The organism is Pseudoalteromonas ruthenica (assembly GCF_008808095.1).
Classification (GTDB): domain Bacteria; phylum Pseudomonadota; class Gammaproteobacteria; order Enterobacterales; family Alteromonadaceae; genus Pseudoalteromonas; species Pseudoalteromonas ruthenica.
Map to the genome: position 1 here is coordinate 337,128 of NZ_CP023397.1, position 17,658 is coordinate 354,785.

The following is a 17,658-nucleotide window of genomic DNA, read 5'->3' on the forward strand; positions in this document are numbered from 1 at the left end:
TTTTTGTTTCATTAATTGCAATTGTTGCTTGTTTGTGTGTGCTGTCCTTAGCAGTGGAAATTCCGCCGCACCTATTTATTGGGAGTGTTTTCGATAAGTTGAGCCTTCTTTATGTCCCTTAAATGACAATGGCACAATATTAAAGGTTAAAAAACTAAACATAAATTTAAAATAAATTACACTAGTTTGCATCTTTGTTGTTACAACTCGTTGTTATTTAAGTTAAAAATTTGTCTCTTTAGGCTTCCAATTGTTTTTTTTTGTGATACTAATTGTTCCTGAACCCAGTCCTTTATATGGGTTTCATTCTTAGAAAAATAAACAACTTTCAGTTTACAGGGAATAATTATGACTTCATTTAGCAAGCTTGCGCTGGCGGTCAAATCGGCCGTAGTCATTGGCGCAGTCGCTCACACAAATGCATCATTTGCAGCAGACTCTGATCGCGTACAAGAAGTAGAAAAAATCCAAGTTACGGGGTCTCGAATTGTTAAGCCTAAGCTTTCTCAACCAGCACCTATTGTTACGATTGGCGCTAAAGATATCGCTCAAGCAGGTGTGCCAGATTTAGGTAGTGTACTTGCAGAGCTACCTGCAATTGGTTCGACAGACACGCTCATTGGTAACAATGATAGTAACGAATTTGCGGGTGTTACGTCTGCGGACTTGCGTCGTTTGGGCGCTTCACGGACGTTGGTGTTAGTAAATGGCAAGCGCCACGTGGCAGGTGCGCCAGGTAGTGCACAGGTGGACCTTAACACTATCCCTTCAGCACTGATCGAGCGTGTGGAAGTGATCACCGGTGGTGCTTCTGCGATTTATGGTTCAGACGCCGTCTCTGGCGTTGTAAACATCATCCTTCGTGACGATTATGAAGGCTTTGAATTTAATGGTTCCGTAGGTAACTCTACTGAGGGTGTGGGTACTAAAAACCACTCTTTCAGTGTTACTGGTGGTGCTGAAGTGTTTGACGGCCGTGGTAACGTTACCTTTTTCGCAGGTAAGGACCGTATCGCTGAAGTAATGGCAAATGATATTCGCCAAGTCCAGCATTATGGTAGCGTTGCTAACCCAGAAGATACCGGAGAGACAGACGGCATCCCTGACCGTTTAACAGTGCCTAACGTAATGTCAGAGCTTATTAGTGAGCATGGTGTTATTTCTGCAGATGTTAACTGGACTTTCGACGAGAATGGCGTACCGGTACAAATGCCTGAACGTGTGTACTCTTCAAACGGTGCATTTGGTAGCTTCCCTGATGGGTGTCAATACTGCTTCAAGACACAAGATTATGAGAATGTTTATCCTGATTTAGATAAAACAACCGTAGCTTCATCATTTAGCTTTGATTTCACTGATAATCATGCCTTCTACAGTGACTTTAAATTTGTTCGCTCTGATATCAAACAGCAATTCCAGCCCTCTTTCCGCTTCGGTAACGTGTCTGTAAATGTTCAAGATAACCCTTATTTAGACGAAACCTTACGTCAAGACCTTCTTTCTCAAGGGTATGAAACAATTGGCTTTTCAAAATTCTTTGGTGAGCTTGGTAACCGTAGCGCGTCGAATAAGCGAGAGCTTTTCCGTTTTGTTGGTGGCTTCGAAGGTCTATTCACTTTAAGTGAAACTGATTTCTCATACGACACTTACTATGTATTCGGGCGCACCGACAATGTGCGTAATACCTTAAACGATCTTATTCCAGATAACTTCGTTGCCGCGCTTGATTCAGTCATTGATCCGGCTACTGGCGAAGCAGCCTGTCGCAGCCAAGTGGCATCGGCGCAAGGTGATGACTACAGCGACCCTGCAAGTGTAAATGGTGGTGCTTGTGCTCCTTACAACCCATTTGGCTTCAACCAAGCGTCGCAAGCTGCAAAAGACTGGGTGAGTGCTGATGTAACACGTACTGATAAGATTACCCAAGAAGTGATTGGTGGATACATCTCTTTTGACTCTGCAGAGTTCTTCGAGTTGCAAGGTGGGCCAATCGGTATCGCAACTGGCTTCGAATACCGTGAGGAGACATCGCAGACAATTACCGATGAATTTGCTAAGGCTGGTTTCCTTACCACCGCTGCCACACCTGATGCATACGGTGAGTACGATGTTACCGAAGGGTTTATTGAAGTAAGCTTACCACTTCTTTCGGGTCTATCTTTCGCGAAAGAGCTGACATTAGATGCAGCATATCGCTCAGCTGATTACTCGCACACGGGTTCAAGCGGTTCTTGGAAAGTAGGTCTACTGTATCAACCAATTGATGATCTTCGCATTCGCGGTACGTATGGCGAAGCAGAACGTGCGCCAAACATCACCGAGGCCTTTGACCCAGTTTCTCCTGGTTTCCAAAATATCTCAGACCCTTGTGATGCAGCGAACATTAACGATAACCCGAATCGTGCCGCGAACTGTGCTGCATTAGGCATTCCTGATGGCTTTGTATCGCAGGACGCAGTGAGTGTTGATATTCTAAGTGGTGGTAACATTGATTTGAAACCAGAGCAATCAACGTCTCTAACCACAGGTATCGTTTGGACACCAAGCTTTGCTGATAACTTCTCAATGACGGTCGACTACTACGACATCGAGATTGAAGATGCAATTCAATTTATCTCAGCAGAGACGGTGGCAGAAAACTGTGTTGATGCAGCAGGCGCACCAGATAGTAACTTCTGTGCTCAGGTTGACCGTAACCCTGAAACCAACGACATTGAACTTATCCGTTCGGGCTATTTAAATGCCGCAGCAATTAAAACCAGTGGTATCGAGGCAGACTTCGATTACCGCACCGACCTTGCTGCTTTTGATGTAGATGGTGAGCTAACCTTTAACTTGTTTGTTAACCACTTACTTGAACTTGAAGAGTTCGAATTCCAAAATCGTCCTGATACCGTGGACGTAGAGGACGGCGAAGTAGGTGATCCACAATGGCAAGGTCGCTTCACTGTCCAGTATAGCTGGCAGGATTTGAACCTGACGTGGACAACTCGTTACACCGACCGTTCGGCTCGCTTCGATGTGTCACCTGAGGGAGACATTGAGGAAGATATCTCACCATCTTATGTTGGCAGCATGATCACACATGATCTATCAGCGCGTTATCAGCTAACAGATAACACCCGCGTTGATTTGGGTCTACGTAACCTAACTGATAAGTTACCACCGGCTTACATTCAAGCAAGCGGCGGTGATGAGGCAATTTACGATGTCGTAGGTCGTCGTTTCTTCGCTAACGTGAACGTTACTTTCTAATATTATTCTACCCTGCTAAAGCCCCTATCTAGGGGCTTTTTTTATGCGCTTTGCTGTGCTTTGCACTTGATAGGGCAGTTCTGACAAGCCTCTTGTGCCTTGAGTTGATAGTGAAGGCAACACGTCATACGTGAGCTGTGATATTGACCCTGTGAGTAGTGAATGGTTTGCCGAAAGCGCGGATAAAAAAGCTGTTGCCAACCTTGATGCGCTTGGTGCAGGTACGCTTCATTGCCGTACCCGCCAGCATGTAGCAGTGCCGAAGTTAACGTGTCACTTAACAGTCGTTGGGCTAACCCTGGACTTAACCCCGCATACCCTGCGATGTGCTGTTGCCAACCTTGGCTTAGTGTTAACAGCTGAGCATGGCACTGCTTTCTTAATACTTGCTTATCTATGCACTTATCAACATATTGATAGGTCACTGCGCTGAGACCATAAATACTGCCACTGGCGTGCAGCTGCTGTTGCATTACGCCTAATTGAGGTACGCAGTGCAACCCTTCGACACAGGCAACACTCAGGTAAAGCGGTTGCCAGCTAAGCTGCAAAAAGCTATTAACGCTGATATACGCTGAGCTCAGCTTCTCGGCGCGAGCGTTTAGCCGGCTCAACAACGCCTGCCACGGCTGCCGCTCAAGGTGGTTATTCGCAAACCAGATGTCACCCGGGCGCGGCTCGGCAAACGCCAACAGCGAGCACTGTTGGCGTAATTGCTGCTCAATGGCTTTGTTATGCACGTTCGCTGACATCGGCATAATCGGCAAGCGGATTGCGCAAGTCACCGGCATATTGCATGCTGCTGGCGGGGTCGGCGATATCCACCATCTGTTGGTTATTGCGCAGTTGTAAGCGGTTTAAGCAAGACAGCGGGAACGAGGGCGCAAATAAATCATGTTTGGCAAACTTGTCTTGCAGCTCGGGGTGAGCCTGTTGGTAAGCATGAATGCTCTTTGCCACGCAGCGCCAAAATGTTGTTTCGCTAATCAACTCGGCATCGACCATAATCGCCGCCAAATAACGGAAGAAGCAGTCAAACACATCGGTAAGAATAGACAGAACCGCCACCTCTTCAGGTACCTCAATCTTGATCCGGCTGATTTCGTCGGCGATGGCCATGTCACTATTCAATAGTGCAATCTCTTCACCGATATCCTTAATGAACACCCCGACGGGGATATGATCTTTAAAGCGTAAAATCAGGTTTTCGCCGTGGGGCATAAACACCAGATCGTATTGATAAAAGCAGTGCAACAGAGGCGTCATATAGGCCTGCAGGTAATGCGCTAACCAGCGCTGTGGCGAGAGCCCAGACGCTGCAATCTTGGCGCCGATAAAGCTCTGACCTTGGGTGTCAATATGCAGTAAGCTAGCCATGGTCGCTAAGCTTTCGTCGTCATCCATATAATGGCGTGGATTTTCTCGCCACAGTGCCGCCATCATTTTTTTATAGGGGTTATCACCGAGCGCCGGGTGGGTGTAATACTGCTCGTCAAAGCCCAGAGTTGCCACCTCTCGAAGCGGTATAAAGCCGCACTGGCGCAGATAATCATCACCGGCAACTAAATCAAATAACCATTGGTTGATGGCAGGGGTTACTTTCATATACGCGCTGGAAAGACCGCGCATAAAGCCCATATTGAGAATCGATAAGGCTGTTTTCACATAGCATTTATGCGGTTTTGTGATGTTATACAGGGTGCGAATGGATTGTTGTGGTAAGTATTTATCTTGGCTGTAGCCCAAGCATACTATTTGTTTTTGCGCTACGTGGTAGCTGTAAACATGCACCAGTTTATTGAACCACTGCCATGGGTGCATGGGGAATAAGTAATAGTCGTCAGGGTTTAGCCCTTGCTCGCCTAGCTGGGCATCGAAGCGTTGTCGCTCGGCGATATCGAGCTCCTGCGCTATTAAGACTTCATAGCTATAATCGGCGGTGCTCTTAAAGGTAGTGTAGTGTTTATGACATGCAAGCCAAACAATATTAAATGCGCTGGCCGCCTCAGGCGTGTACTGATGAAAGTCCTGAGCATTAAAGCCGATGCGGCCATTATTGGCGATAAAGCTGGGGTGGCCTTGAGTCATCTGTGTTTCAATCACCTGAAAATCAGCCTGTGCTAGTTGGGCACTGCTGAGGCTGTTATTGCGATACTTAAATGCGAAGCCACTGAGGGTACTGGCAAGCTCCTCCAAATAGGTACCCAGCATGGCTTGGGCAATACCTAATTTATCATTGCACTCTAGCACAAAGGCGATGGCGTCTAGGGCCCGGTGTTGTCCAAGGTGCACTTTGGTAATGCTTTGCGGGTCAACCTGCAAATGGTTGAGCGCCATGGCGTGGGCTTGGAAGTGATAACTGTGTCCGCCGAGGGTGCTGAGCACATAACCCGCTGCATCTTGGTCGTAGGTGAAGATGCGCTCATGGTAAAATTCGCTCAGCATTTTCGCGATCAGCAAACGATTGGCGTATTGCCATGACTCATCATCCAAGTGTCGGCCACTCAGGCTCGGTGTTATGCGCTGTTTTTCTGGGCTTTGCCTTGAGCTATCAAAGCGTTCAGGCAACTGCTTGAGATAATTAAAATGCGCGCGCGTTAAAGTGCCTAGCAGCGCCGTTTTATCACCTAGCTGGATCACCTTGTGATGGCTGAACCCCGCTTTTAAATTAAGGGTATGAATTTTGTGGTTACCGGCATCCGGCTCAACCACCACGCGCTCGCAATCAAGCTCAGTAAACATAAAGTGTAAGACCGACGTCATCACCCCCAGACTAAAGCCGTGCACGGGCAAGTGCGCCGGTGCCAAAAGCAAATGCATGCCCAAGTCACCGCTTTGTAGATTTAAGTGCTGCTCAAGGTTTAGTAACTGCGGTTGATATACCTCGATAAGCGCGCTGGGTTTATCGTTGATTTCGACGATAAAAGCATGCTGCGCTGGGTCGTTATTGAGTGCTTGATAGGAGTCATTAATTTCTTCGGCAGATTGCTGCGTTGCGCCCCAAAAATGGGCTTGCGGATGATGCAACCATTGCACCAACAGGGGTAGGTCGTGTTCAAGATCCAGAGCACGAAAGGTAAGCGTGCCTAACAGTGGATGAGAGTGCGTGTATACAGTATTTTTCGTCATAATTCGTTCTCAATCTGGTTGATAAAGTAGTTCAGTCAATAACTTTATGAGTGTGGGGCTGCGTGGTGGCAGGCTGCCTCTGACGTACAAATAAAAGACGATGAATCGCGAAAGTGAGCAGTAACATCACCGGCATCACCGCGGCGCATTGCCAAGGCGAGAGGGTTTTAAAGCCAACCCACGCCATGCCCCAACACACCAGTACCCATTGCGTAATGTACAAGCTGGTTACATGGCGGGAGCAGTAGCTCAGCACCGTCATAATCCGTTGTTGCACAGGCCAGTTTTGGCTCAAGCGCAACAGCTTGTCGATAGCCGCGAGTGCGACTAAATTCAGTCCGCTTAAATACAAGGCACCACCGGGGCCAAGATGGAAAAAGTCATTAAAATGAGTGTCTTTATCCCATAGGCACAGCGCGCCGCCGACGATTAGCAACGGCAGACCAAGATGTAGGGCGCTGCGCTCAAGAGGGCGGCCTTGGCGTAGCCGCGCTGATAGTGCAAGACCAAAAAGCACACACGCCAGCCAAGGAAATACCGGGAAGTAGACGTTAAACTGCGCGCCGACAAAAAGGTCACCCAGGTAATCCAGCCCAGTCATACCGATTTGCCAGCCGCGTATCAGCGGCGTCACAAAAGCAACCAGCAAGGCTAAGGCAATATAAAGCCATGGGCTGCGCTTTGGGTGCACCACAAGACTTAACAACAGTAGCGAGAGCCCAGCCATTTGCAGAATGTCGCCGGTGCCAAGCAAGTACAGGTAGTGCGGGAGTTGTAACGGCGATTGCCAGCCATACGCATTGATAAAGCTCTCAGGTAATACCCCAAGGGCGATGGGGAGCACAAACTTCAGTGCATTCATACCATAGCCCAGCGCGAGTATAGTTACGCCCCGTTTTGCCAAGGCTCGCGGACTATGATGCCGAGAAAGCAATAAGGAAATCCCCATAGCAATAAGGAACGCAGCGGTGCCTTTGCCAAGTAAATGGATAATCTCCCCTAGTAACGATTGCCCCTGGGTATAACTGGAACCGTACATCCACAGCGTATGTACGCAGACCATGATGAGTACACTAAACCCGCGAACAAAGTCGACGGCAGTTAGACGGTGAGTATTCATGATTGTTTCCTTATTAATGACTGGGTGTGCTGGTTTGCGAAATGCGATTAAATTGCTGTGCTTCCGGGCGCATATAAAGCCCATAAAACACCATCAACGTGAGCACAAAGCCGGCACTGGCAACGAAAAAGGGCAGTGTGTAATTGCCGTCACTCACAAGCGAACCGACGAGAAACGAGGCGCTGATCAGCCCTATGTTTTGCATAAAGTGCACCTTGGCAAAGTCGCTGCCATAAAAGCGAGGCTCGCTCAGGGCAAAAAGCACCACCTCAAGGCGTACCGTGACCACAAATAAGCCGATACCGAGTAGCACTCGGCCAAAGATCATCACCGGCCATGCCTGTGCGCCATGCAGTAGTAACCCGATGCTGGCAAGCAGCATAGCCCAGGCGATGTCTTTGCCATGGTGCGCTTGTGAGCGCGGGCGACGATGATTACGGTACAGGCATACCAGCGCCACCCAAGCCGGGATGGCGAAAATAAAGCCGGCGAGGATATCGTTATTGAACCCGCTTAGTTGCTGCCAAAAGAGAGTGAAAAACGGACGCGCTAAAAAAGCACTGAAGTAGACTCCCATGGATACCAGCCCAAGGACGAGCACAAACCGGGGGATGCGTGCCCGCTCAGTGGTACTTTCACCAAGCGCTCGTTGATGCCAAGTGACCGCTAAAACACGAATTAAGTACAGGCACAGCAGCACTTGTACAGCATCGCCAGCCGCCATAATGAGATACAGCGCCCGAGGGTCAAAGCTGTGTAAGACCAGACCACCCAGTAACGCCCCGCCAATGCCACCGAAATGCATCAGCACACTGAACAGGCCGACGATGCCTAGGTGCTTTTCCTTCTCTTCAAGGCTGAGAACAAAGGGGTAGATAAGTAAATAGCTAGCCTTAAACACCAACATCGTTTGCGAAAGTAGCCAGAATGCGAGGAGATCGGTGGCAAAATAACACGCCACTCCTAATCCTCCGGCAATGATCTGGGTCACCACCCACAAGTGCAGTTCATGAACGCGACGTGCCACCTTAGCCCAGAGCGGGAAGGCGCACATCACGGTGATACAGCAAGTGGCAAGGTAGCTGCCTACGTGCAAGCTGGAGCTGACGTTGAACTCAGTGGCAAAAAACTGCGGATAAAACGGCAGAATCATGGTGTCGCACACCACTGAGATCACCGTAAGCAGTATAAGCGTCGATTTCAGCGCTTGTTGCTTCATACTGGACTCTTTTGTGGTTGCTGAACACTGGCTGGGACGCCAAACTCTTGAAAAGCGATACGCTGTTCAATCTTGTAGGGCTCGCGCTTGAGAATGCCACGAAGGATGCAGCTGTTACGATAACAGGCCATCCCTAAATCTGGGGTGACAAAACCATGGGTATGGAGCTCAGCATTTTGTACGAATACGCGTTGGCGTTTATCGATACTGTAGTTGCGATTAACGGCGAAACGACCATCGTCGCGCCAACAGAGCTCATCCATTAGGCCGCTGAGAAAATCGGGTAACTGATAATTAAAGCCGGTGGCCATGACCGTTTGCTCGCTGTGCAAGGTGAAGCTACGTTGCTGCTCTAAATGTTTGAATTGCAGGCTCTCTCCTTGGTGTTTAAGGAGTTCGCTGTTAGTAAATAACCGCGCCCGCTGAATACCTTGAACATCAAGCTCATAAAGCTTGTCGTAAATTTGGTTTATCAGCTCACTGTTTATGCCCTTGTAGAGGTTACGCTGATTGGCAAGCAGTTGCTCTTTAGTGGCGTCGTCTAATTGGTAAAAGTAATCGACGTACTCAGGAGAGGTCATCTCCAAGGTTAATTTAGTGTACTCCAAGGGGAAAAAGCGCGGAGCGCGGGTGACCCATTGCAGGTGGTAGTTTTGCTGTTTTATATCACATAATAAGTCATAGAATATTTCTGCGGCACTTTGCCCTGAGCCCACCACGGTAATACTCTTGCTTTGGTTGAGGGCATCGCGACGATACAGATATTCAGTGGCATGACAGACATTGGCTGCATCGGGCTGCACAGCAGGTGGGTAGTACGGCGAAGGACCGGTGCCGAGTACGAGATGGCGACAAAAAAAGCGCTTTTCACCTTCTGGCGTATCAACGGTTAACTGGTAGCAATCTTGGCTATTATCAAATTCGACACGGCGAACGCAGTGGCCAAAGCGCACACTGGGTAACTCACTCGCTGCCCACTGGCAATATTGGTTATATTGTTCACGCAGTAAAAAAAAGCTTTCCCGAATATAGAATTGGTATAATTTCCCCTGCTGCTTGGCATAATTTAGAAAGCTAAAGCGGCTGGTGGGGTCCGCCAAAGTCACCAAATCCGACATAAAAGGAGTTTGCAAGGTGACGCCGTCGAGCATTAACCCTGGGTGCCAATCAAAGCACTGGCGCTGCTCAAGAAATAAGGCATCCAATTGCTCAATTGGGTCGCTTAAGCAGGCTAGGCTGAGGTTAAAAGGGCCGAGGCCAATAGCGATGAAGTCATACACCTTATTCATAGTTTGTCTCCTTTTCGAATAAGCGCGCTTTGAGGGTGTAGGCGCATGCTTTAATTTCGGCGGCAATGGTCTTAATGTCCTCAATGGCGGTGTTGGGGTTGAGTAGAGTGAATTTGAGGTAATTAATACCCCTAAATTTGGTGCGTGCGATGGCACACTCACCCTGTTTGAATAACTCGTCTTTAATCTGATAATTCAGTGTATTGAGCTGCTCGTCATCGAGTTGGGGGTCAATAAAACGGAACACCAGTGTGCTTAATTCTGGCTCGTGAACGAGTTCAAATTCCTGATCTTGTTTTAACGTCACAAAGCTACTGCGCGCCAAAGCCATCACACTTGAAAACACGCGGCCAACCTGTTCACTGCCCATAATGCGTAGCGTCAACCACAGCTTCAGAGCGTCAAAACGGCGAGTGGTTTGCAGGCTTTTATCCACTAAATTAGGTGCTGCTTGCGGACAATCACTGAACGGGTTTAAGTAATCAGCGTGATGGGTTAAATGTTGGAATTGCTGTTTATCGGCGACGATAAATGCGCTGCTGCTCACCGGTTGCAAGAAAGACTTATGGTAATCTAGGGTGACCGAGTCGGCATGCTCAATGCCGCTAAGTAAATGGGTGTAATCATCGGTGGCGAGCAGGCCACAGCCATAGGCGGCATCGACATGCATCCATACCTGCTGCTTTTGACAGCGCTCAGCGATGCTCGCTAATGGGTCGATTGAGCCAAAATCGGTGGTCCCTGCCGTGGCGATGACGGCAATGGGAATGTCACCTTGTGCTCGGGCTTGGCACATGGCCGCATTGAGCGCATCTAAGTCCATTTTAAAGTGCTTATCAACACTCACTGGTACCACTGCGTTATACCCAAGTCCCAATAGGGCTGCCGATTTTTGAATGCTAAAGTGGCTTACTTCTGAGCAGAAAATACGGTAGTGCTTGGCTTGTGCTGGCAGGCCATGATCACGTATGACATGGCCATGCAAACGCTTGGCCGCATCGTCTCGCGCCAGTAATAATGCCATGAGGTTGGACTGACTGCCGCCGCTGGTGAAGATACCATCAGCGTGACTATCAAAGCCTATTCTTTGCACACTCCAGTCAATTAGCTTTTGCTCTATTAAGGTACCGCCAGCGCTTTGGTCCCAGGTATCTAACGAAGAATTAATGGCACTGAGCAATTGCTCGGCTATCACCGCAGGGTAGGCGACGGGGCAATTCAAATGCGCCACGTACTTAGGGTGGTGAAAATAGACTGCATGATCTAAGTACAGTGCTTTTATTTCATCCAGTGCTTTATCCACGCTATGTAATGGCTGACTTAAATCTATATCGGCAACCAATTGGCTAAGCTGCTGGTGGTTAACACCTGAATGAACCTTTTTAGCACGGCGTATGGCCTGATGGATTAACGACATGGTTTGCATAGAAGCCATCTCGTAATGCAGCAGGTTACTCTCGTTAAAAATATAGGGGTGACTTGGGTCACTATGACTATTGCTAGCTGATTGGCTATCAAGCACAGGGGCTAATTGATTCACGACGCTACTCCATTTAAGGTACAAAGATTAGAAACGGGATCGTAATGATAATGGTTATCACTGGCAATAATAAAAAAGGATTAATTTAACTTACATTTTTGTTACATGTCTATTATTCATACTCGAATAATGCATCCGCTCTAAAGTAAATCCGGCTATTTAAAGGGGTGACTACCTGCCAGGTGCAAGCGAGTAAGGGCCCAAGCGAGACGCTTCGTTCGGGAGAAAGTGATAAAAATTCACGTTGTGTCAGCGTGATCGGCGAGGTAACTAGAGGTAAAGGAGATAGCAGCGCACAGGGCACTGCTACTATTTTTAGAACTTACTGGTGAGGACCTTGTTCGGGCTTGGACTCTGAGCCCGATAACACATAACCTGCCACGGTACCGAGTAATGCCGCTAAGGTTTCACTGCCGAAGTCGGTGAGCACGGCAAGGATCAGCAGCGACGGTAAAAACACCATCACTCCCAGTGCTTTTATAGAGTTAGGACCAAAGTCGGCATTGAGTACATGCAGGCGATAAAATGTCAGTGCTATGCCTGAAAGCATGGTAATCACCGCACCGACGATGGCGAGAAAGTGTATCCATGTTAAATCTGCCATTTCCATAGGGCGATATCCTTATTAATTCATGACCGAGTGTTTACATTATGTTAATTGTAAACGAAAACAAAGGGGTATAACAGCTGAACCGCTCTTTTCGCTGCCACTCACGTGCTGGTGATTGCGCTTATGCTCACTGTTCACTGATTGGGTGGATTGCTAGCTATGCGTTAAAAGAGCAACCCAACCACAGTGATATCAAGCAGGCCTTTTTATGATAAAAAGGCTTCAATCAAAGATGCAGAGCGTTTAAAGTAATACAGTGAGTAAACAAGGAAGTAATAAGCAAATGCAGTATAGCCAACTATCCAAAGGTGCGCGTCATCATATTAAAGCGGATCTCTTACCTGAGCGTGTCGCGCTGCAAACAAAAACGCACCATGTAATTGTGACCTTTCGTTTTTTGTTGCTGTTTTTCTCAATATCAGCGGCCGTGGTCGCGGTTTTTGATGATTCACTGTTTTATGCGGTGGTGGCACCTATTTTATTGATCCCTTGCCTTTTTTGTTGGCTTAAGAGCCAGTATTTGGTGCTCGATGCAGCGAAAGGTCAAGCATATATAGAGTCACGTTTCGCGGGCAGAGCAGGCACTCCCATGCCTATGGGTCATTTGGCAAACGTTAAAATTGTGGTGCAACCCATCCCTAGCATGGTCACGCACTATCAGTTTGCGTTATGTGGGCAAAGATATACGCTAGGGACACTTGCTGACACCCAAGCGGCGGCCAGCTTTCTTGCGCAGCACTTCGGCTGCCAACTGAGCGTGAAAGAGAGTGTTACGGCTACGGAGCAAACGGTTTCTTTCGGCACTGACAAAAGTGAAGTGCAAGCGGAAACCGTGCAAAACCAGACTACTGATACACCCCCTCGCGTTGGCCGAGAACTGTATTTTTGGGATAAAACTGCGCTCGCTAAGTTTATTTTCGGGCCATTTGTTTTTTTGCTAGTGGTCGGCCTTATTGCCAAGGAGTTACATCGTGTCTTTTAAGCAAATTTCTAATGAATTAGCGGTGCTAAACAAAAGCAGTAAAATCTTCGTTGCTCGGTTTATTGGTGTATTTATTTCCTTGATTGGCGCGGCGAATTTGTTCTCAGTGGCCCGTGGTGATATGCCACTGTTTGTCTGGGCATCGGTCACTACACTTGGCCTTATCGGGTTGTTTGGCAGTTATGCGGTGTGGGTTGATAAGCGTAAACAGGCCGTGACTATACGCGCGAAGATGCTGTTTCCAATAAAAACGAAACATATTCAATTTGGTGATATCGAGGCGGTTGTTGTGGATGAACGGATGCTAGACCGTCATGATGCGCGGCTTTTTTTACAACTAACTAACGGCGATCGTTTCAACCTCGCTCCTAAAGGGTTTAAAAAACGTTTGGAACGCGACGGAGAAGACCTCGCGAGGTTTATTGATATCCCCCTGCACGTCACCTACAAGCAGTAATCGCTTAGCACTGGCACTGCGACCGCCATCGCCTTACCGGCTCCCGTGGTATGATACCAGTGCGCTCCTGCGAAAATGGTCAGTAAATGCGCCAGTGCTCCAAGAAAGCTTAACAGCGCAGCAATGACAAAAGCGCGTTTACCTTTATCCTGATGAGTGCTCATACACTAAAACCTCCTCAGTAAGTAGGCTATAAAGCGCTGAGTCAGCGCAATGGTCATCAATAACCCTGCATTGCGGTAATAAACCGTGCTGACTAAAACCTAAGGTTTTCAACTCGTCCCTACTAGGGCGGAGATATCCCAGGTGACTGACAGGCTCTGACGCGAAAGCGGTAGCCATAGGGCATACTATCATCCGGCGCAATTTCGACGATTTCGTAGTCGTTAAGCTCCACCGCTTTGACGCTGTTCGCTTTTTTGCAGCGGGAGAAACTATCGGCTTCGTAGCTGTATGCGAACATGGCAATAAGGCGCTTGCTACGCTCAAAATAGCCCTTAGTGTGTAAAAACTGCTGGATGTTTTTTGCTGCCTCGGTGTCTCCCTCAACCTGCACTTCGGCGCTGTTGTCGGATTGTTTTGCGCCCGAGTGTTGGGTGGGTAAATCTTGTTGGATTTTCTCGCTCAGTTGCTGCACCGCTTGCTCTTGACGAGCAGGCGACTCATCGACTAAGGCTTTACCCTCGCTAAAGCTAGCGGTGATATCATCGAGCACAGCCTCAGCAGGTTTGTCATCAACGAAGGAAATGATATTAACAATCACCACACTGGCGAGAAAGAACCGCACCAACGCGGTCATTAATGGCGAATAGCTCTGACTGATAAATTTAATGCGTTGCGAGCCAAAGGGTTTAATAAGCAGCAGTGCGACAATATAAAATGGTAGAAAAAGCTGTAACAACAACAAGGTACATAAGGTGATCCCCAGCGCCCAAGGGGGCAGATACAACAACGTGGCAAAGTTATGGGTGTAGTTGAAGTGGCTGGCCGACACTCCAGTGACTTCATTGACAATGCCACTGGCACTGGCGAGCACAAAGTTTGCGATGGTGGCATAGAACACTAAAATCAGAGCTTTACCTGCCAGTGAGTGCCACAGCTGGTTAAACTTAGGCCAAAACTCTACCACTAAAGCAATAATAGTGATGACAGTGGCCAGCCAGCCTGATTGCAGCACCACTAAGCAGAGAATGGCAAGCAGGTAGAGCTTTTGTGCGCTGCCAAGGTTAAACCAAATCGTCTGGCAACGTTTTAATAGGCGCATTTTATGCGGCTGCCACTGGCTCTGTTGCCGCTGTATATGTTTGTTTGCGCGCCAGCGCGCGACTTTGATACGTCTTAACACCATAGGGTATTACTTACCAAATAAGCGATTGTTGGCCACCGTCAGCTTGCAGCTGTGGCTATATGCAGGGTGCTTTGCGCGTAAAGCACAGCGTAGCCACTGACCAAAACATGCTCTGCATCTAATGAACAAAATAACTCACCGCCACGGATGGATTTTTGCTTTGCGTGAAACTTGGTTTTACCTAGTTGCTCTGCCCAATAGGGAGTGAGTCCAGCATGGATAGAGCCGGTCACAGGGTCTTCATCACCGCCGTTAGCGGGCCAAAAATAGCGGCTGACAAAGTCGCAATCACTGCCTTTGGCGCTCACCACCACATCTCGTGGTGACAAGGTTTTTAACTGCTCACTGTTACTTTGCAATGAGAGCACGTCGTGTTCATCGTCATATATCGCAAAATAGGCCTGCGCGTTGGCCAACACCTGCTTCGGAGGGCGTGATAAACCTGCCAACAACGCCGCAGGAGCCTCTACTGCTGTAGGAGCAAGGTTGGGAAAGCGCATCTCAATACAACCATCATGGTGGCGCCATACTGTTAAATCACCGACCTGCTGAGTGGTAAAGCGTATGGTCTGATGACACTGAAAGTATTCAAATAGCACGAAAGCCGAGGCTAAAGTTGCATGACCGCAAAAGTCAATTTCCATCAGCGGTGAAAACCAGCGTATGGCATAGCCACCACTTGGGTTAGCAATGATAAATGCGGTTTCCGAGAGGTTGTTTTCACTGGCAATTTGTTGCATGAGCGCACCGGGTAATGGTGAATCAAGTACCACCACCGCCGCAGAGTTCCCGCCAAACTGTTCTCGAGTGAAGGCGTCAATAATGTACATGCAAAGCTGCATAGGCTAAATCACCCAGTTAAAATCGCTGCGTTTAGAGTAATCAGTATATTCAGTGAAGGCAAGCTTAGGCCTGAAGTGCGCGCTTTGCAGCGGAGCTTACTTAGATAGAAAGTGAGTTATAAAGGGGTGATACAGCGAAGAGGCTTTGAGTGCTCCGCACCAGTTCATTTGCTGCACAAAAAAGGAAACTTAACTGTGATATAGCTTAATCTCAATGATGATGAGGCTGTCGGTGATAGCGATTTGAACGTAAAACTCATCAAATTCATTACTGACGATATTATGCTGAAGTGGCGCATCAGCGAGACGCAGTTTACTGTTTTGCAGCGATTGCGTGAGCAGTTTTAACTCGTGCTCATCAAGAGCAAGTTTTGCAAGCTGTAACACAGAAGCATTCAATTGATTTGCAGCGGTGTCCATATGCGGGCCAAGAACCATCAATGCCTGTTTGCCATAATGCTCACATGACCAATGCTTCACTGAAAATAAATTGCCATTAGCCAACACCCCTTTTACTTCGTTGCTCGACTCCTGCCATTGCTGAACGCTAATAGCTGGATTAGCTGCATACAGTTGTTTTTGGTTCTCTTTTTGCTCGTAAACGCATTCGTTGGCGGCGCATCCGACGCTGAATACCCCAAGGACTAGTGTGACAAGTAATGAGTATATGCGATTACGGGGGTGGGCGTGTCTACAGATTATCATGGTTGCGGAATCTCTAAGTGGTAAGCTGGATCTTTCGGTGGTGTAAGAAATTTAGACACTCGTGACTCTTTAACCGTAGTTTCAAACTGCTGTGGTCGAGTTAGGTTCGCGACTCAATTTAAAAGATACGTCTTTCTAATATACAAGATTAATATCAGAAATAGTCATCACTTGCCACCAAAATAGAAACTCATTGGTAGGTTAATAAACTGGGGCGTATTTCCTCATCGCTATTGAATCCTTCGTCTAGATTAGCTTTGTGTCATCGCTACCGCGTTTAAATTATTAAAGCTAGAACCGTTTGGCTAAATTTGCTATCAATGGCATGAAGGTGGGGCATTTTAGGATCAAGCAACCACACCTGAGCGCTCGGTATTGAGTTTCTAGTCGGCTTAAAGGATTTTGACGTGTATTTTTTAATATTTCTGGGGTTGGTCGTGCTCGCGATTACTTATTGGGACTATCGCAAGGAGGAAACTGACACCGTATTGCTCCTCGATTGGTGGGTGTGGTTTGACGTATCCAAAGCTCGCTTTCCTGTGTTGTATTGGCTCATAATCGCGTTGCAAAGCGCCGGTGGACTCGCTTTGGTGTTGTACGGTTTGATAAACCGCTAATGTGTATACAGCGCCGGTGTCCAAATAAGTGCTCGGTGCACACAGGCGATAGTCACTATTATCAAAATTTTCTATGCACAACTTAAAATCTCGCTGAAATAAGGAAGACATCATGGAAGTTAAATTTCTTGAAAAGGATGCTGATTATAAAGCGGTGCTGGAAGTGTTATTACAGCTTCGCCCGCAGTATTCTCTCGATGCTTTATCTGCGCAAATTGACAAGCAACAACTACATCATTACCAGCTTGTGTATGTGAAATCCTCACAAGGAGTGCTTGCGGTGGCAGGGTTCAGTATTGGTGAAAAACTGGCTTGGGGTAAACATATCTATATTGAGGATTTGGTGACTAATGCGAAGCATCGCTCGCGTGGTGTAGGTCAATTTTTACTGGATTGGTTTAAAACTTACGCGCGGGCTAATAAATGTGAGCAAATTCACTTAGACTCGGGCGTTCAACGCTTTGCGGCACATCGATTCTATCTGCGTGAGGGTTTTAACATCGCCAGCCATCACTTCTCAATGGTGGATGTATAGCAAGGGTAAG

At 47.7% G+C, this 17,658-nt stretch carries 16 protein-coding genes; 5 read left to right on the forward strand and 11 right to left on the reverse strand.

What is annotated here, in order from left to right:
* The first annotated feature begins 348 nt into the window (after window positions 1–348).
* A complete protein-coding gene (locus tag PRUTH_RS16715) occupies window positions 349–3,255 on the forward strand; it encodes a TonB-dependent receptor domain-containing protein (RefSeq protein ID WP_045978890.1) in 2,907 nt (968 codons plus the stop codon).
* Window positions 3,256–3,296: 41 nt separating this feature from the next.
* Here the strand turns inward: PRUTH_RS16715 and PRUTH_RS16720 are convergent, their stop codons facing one another.
* From PRUTH_RS16720 to PRUTH_RS16750, 7 genes are all read right to left on the reverse strand, one after another.
* Window positions 3,297–4,040, reverse strand: a complete 744-nt coding sequence (locus PRUTH_RS16720) for a (2Fe-2S)-binding protein (protein ID WP_170269003.1) — start codon at window positions 4,038–4,040, stop codon at window positions 3,297–3,299.
* Window positions 3,988–6,384 (reverse strand): GNAT family N-acetyltransferase, encoded by a 2,397-nt coding sequence (locus tag PRUTH_RS16725; RefSeq protein WP_151173950.1) that lies wholly within the window; start codon window positions 6,382–6,384, stop codon window positions 3,988–3,990. The genes PRUTH_RS16720 and PRUTH_RS16725 overlap by 53 nt, the downstream gene beginning before the upstream one ends.
* Before the next feature lie 31 nt (window positions 6,385–6,415).
* Complete coding sequence (locus PRUTH_RS16730) at window positions 6,416–7,504, reverse strand: heparan-alpha-glucosaminide N-acetyltransferase domain-containing protein (protein WP_170269005.1); 1,089 nt, start codon at window positions 7,502–7,504, stop codon at window positions 6,416–6,418.
* A 13-nt stretch (window positions 7,505–7,517) separates the two neighbouring features.
* Window positions 7,518–8,723, reverse strand: a complete 1,206-nt coding sequence (locus tag PRUTH_RS16735; protein WP_151173952.1) for an MFS transporter — start codon at window positions 8,721–8,723, stop codon at window positions 7,518–7,520.
* Window positions 8,720–10,012, reverse strand: a complete 1,293-nt coding sequence (locus PRUTH_RS16740) for a lysine N(6)-hydroxylase/L-ornithine N(5)-oxygenase family protein (protein WP_151173953.1) — start codon at window positions 10,010–10,012, stop codon at window positions 8,720–8,722. The genes PRUTH_RS16735 and PRUTH_RS16740 overlap by 4 nt, the downstream gene beginning before the upstream one ends.
* Window positions 10,005–11,552 carry a pyridoxal phosphate-dependent decarboxylase family protein gene (locus PRUTH_RS16745; RefSeq protein ID WP_218939714.1) on the reverse strand — a complete coding sequence of 516 codons (1,548 nt, stop codon included), beginning with the start codon at window positions 11,550–11,552 and terminating at the stop codon, window positions 10,005–10,007. The genes PRUTH_RS16740 and PRUTH_RS16745 overlap by 8 nt, the downstream gene beginning before the upstream one ends.
* 322 nt (window positions 11,553–11,874) lie before the next feature.
* A complete protein-coding gene (locus tag PRUTH_RS16750) occupies window positions 11,875–12,162 on the reverse strand; it encodes a hypothetical protein (RefSeq protein WP_022945058.1) in 288 nt (95 codons plus the stop codon).
* Between the two features lie 256 nt (window positions 12,163–12,418).
* On the opposite strand from PRUTH_RS16750, the gene PRUTH_RS16755 reads away from it, so the two are divergent.
* Entirely contained in the window at window positions 12,419–13,144 is a 726-nt protein-coding gene (locus PRUTH_RS16755; RefSeq protein WP_151173954.1) for a hypothetical protein, read from the forward strand.
* A complete protein-coding gene (locus PRUTH_RS16760) occupies window positions 13,134–13,601 on the forward strand; it encodes a hypothetical protein (protein ID WP_151173955.1) in 468 nt (155 codons plus the stop codon). Before PRUTH_RS16755 ends, PRUTH_RS16760 begins: the two co-directional genes overlap by 11 nt.
* Here the strand turns inward: PRUTH_RS16760 and PRUTH_RS19185 are convergent.
* From PRUTH_RS19185 to PRUTH_RS16775, 4 genes are all read right to left on the reverse strand, one after another.
* Window positions 13,589–13,765, reverse strand: a complete 177-nt coding sequence (locus PRUTH_RS19185; RefSeq protein ID WP_170269007.1) for a hypothetical protein — start codon at window positions 13,763–13,765, stop codon at window positions 13,589–13,591. The genes PRUTH_RS16760 and PRUTH_RS19185 overlap by 13 nt on opposite strands.
* A 122-nt stretch (window positions 13,766–13,887) precedes the next feature.
* Window positions 13,888–14,949, reverse strand: a complete 1,062-nt coding sequence (locus PRUTH_RS16765; RefSeq protein WP_238319643.1) for a hypothetical protein — start codon at window positions 14,947–14,949, stop codon at window positions 13,888–13,890.
* A gap of 38 nt (window positions 14,950–14,987) precedes the next feature.
* Window positions 14,988–15,791 (reverse strand): PhzF family phenazine biosynthesis protein, encoded by an 804-nt coding sequence (locus tag PRUTH_RS16770; protein ID WP_151173956.1) that lies wholly within the window; start codon window positions 15,789–15,791, stop codon window positions 14,988–14,990.
* 189 nt (window positions 15,792–15,980) lie between these two features.
* Entirely contained in the window at window positions 15,981–16,496 is a 516-nt protein-coding gene (locus PRUTH_RS16775) for a hypothetical protein (protein ID WP_151173957.1), read from the reverse strand.
* Window positions 16,497–16,903: 407 nt separating this feature from the next.
* On the opposite strand from PRUTH_RS16775, the gene PRUTH_RS16780 reads away from it, so the two are divergent.
* Window positions 16,904–17,113 (forward strand): hypothetical protein, encoded by a 210-nt coding sequence (locus PRUTH_RS16780; protein ID WP_151173958.1) that lies wholly within the window; start codon window positions 16,904–16,906, stop codon window positions 17,111–17,113.
* Between the two features lie 112 nt (window positions 17,114–17,225).
* Window positions 17,226–17,648, forward strand: coding sequence for a GNAT family N-acetyltransferase (locus PRUTH_RS16785; RefSeq protein ID WP_151173959.1), 423 nt, complete (start codon window positions 17,226–17,228; stop codon window positions 17,646–17,648).
* Window positions 17,649–17,658: the final 10 nt, after the last annotated feature.